The sequence below is a fragment of the Streptomyces muensis genome (genome assembly GCF_021474425.1).
In the GTDB taxonomy this organism is placed as follows: Bacteria; Actinomycetota; Actinomycetes; order Streptomycetales; family Streptomycetaceae; genus Streptomyces; species Streptomyces muensis.
Genome location: NZ_JAKEIP010000589.1, coordinates 1 through 1,118, shown reverse-complemented (window position 1 = coordinate 1,118; position 1,118 = coordinate 1). Strand labels below are relative to the sequence as shown.

1 protein-coding gene and 1 pseudogene are annotated in these 1,118 nt (G+C 73.3%); both read left to right on the top strand.

Translation table 11 applies throughout. The features are described from left to right. Nucleotides 1–86, top strand: a pseudogene (locus tag L0P92_RS44565) (enoyl-CoA hydratase); the annotation flags it as partial. Nucleotides 87–210: 124 nt separating this feature from the next. Next, nucleotides 211–1,118: GGDEF domain-containing protein (locus tag L0P92_RS44560; RefSeq protein ID WP_234768828.1), on the top strand; the 908-nt coding region annotated here is incomplete at its 3' end.

Sequence of the window (1,118 nt, the reverse complement as noted above, 5' to 3'; positions counted from 1 at the left end):
GGCGGGCGACGGCGTTCTCGGGGGACCGGGCGGAGGGGGTGGCGGCGTTCAACGAGAAGCGGAGGCCGCAGTGGCCGGGAGAGTGAGTGGCCGCTCCTGCCCTCCGCCTGCCGCCTGTCGCGGGGCCGGATGTCGTGTCTGTGCGCCGGTGACCTCCCCGTTCGCCACACCAACGTCCCAAATCGGGGTAAAACTCCCTAGCCTGGAGTGATGGGTGAGGACAGACGGCTCGCGGCCGTGGTGGCGTTGGCGCAGGGGATGGCGGCGGCGCACACCCCGCGTGAGTCCTGGCGGGCGGCGGCGCTCGGGGCGTGCCGGGCGCTCGCCGGGAGTTTTGCCGCGCTGTCGGTGTGGGAGCGGGAGCTCGGGCGGTTGCGGGTGCTCGTGAACGTGGGGGACCGCGCCGAGGGGGAGGAGGAGTTCCCGGGGGACGAGGCCTATCCGGTGCACCAGTTCCCGGAGATCGCCGAGTTCCTGCACGAGCGGTGGGCCGCCGGGGGTGAGCCCAACGCGTGGGTGGAGACGGCCGAGGGGCCCGCGACCGCGCATCCCGGGTACTGCCATCAGCGGGTCGCCGCTCTTCGGCGGCGTGGGCGGGGGTGCTGTGTGGTCGCGCCGCTCGTGCTGAACGGGCGGGCCTGGGGGGAGCTCTATGTCGCCCGTCCTGCGGGTGCGCCCGTCTTCGACCGGGGGGACGCCGACTTCGCCACCGTGCTGGCCTCCGTGGTGGCGGCCGGGCTCGCGCAGAGTGAGCGGCTGGAGGAGGCTCGGCGGCTGGCGTTCACCGACGCGCTGACCGGGCTGGCGAATCGGCGGGCCGTGGATGTGCGGCTGGAGGAGGCCGTCGAGCGGCATCGCAGTGAGGGGGTCGTGGTCAGCCTCGTCGTGTGTGACCTCAATGGGCTCAAGCGGGTCAACGACACCCAGGGGCATGCGGTCGGGGACCGGCTGTTGGAGCGGTTCGGGTCGGTGCTGTCGGTGTGCGGGGCGATGTTGCCGGGGGCGCTGGCGGCGCGGCTCGGGGGTGACGAGTTCTGTCTGCTGGCGGTCGGGACGGCTGCCGATGACGTGGTGAAGGCCGCTGATGAACTGTGTCGGCGGGCGGGGGAGTTGGAGCT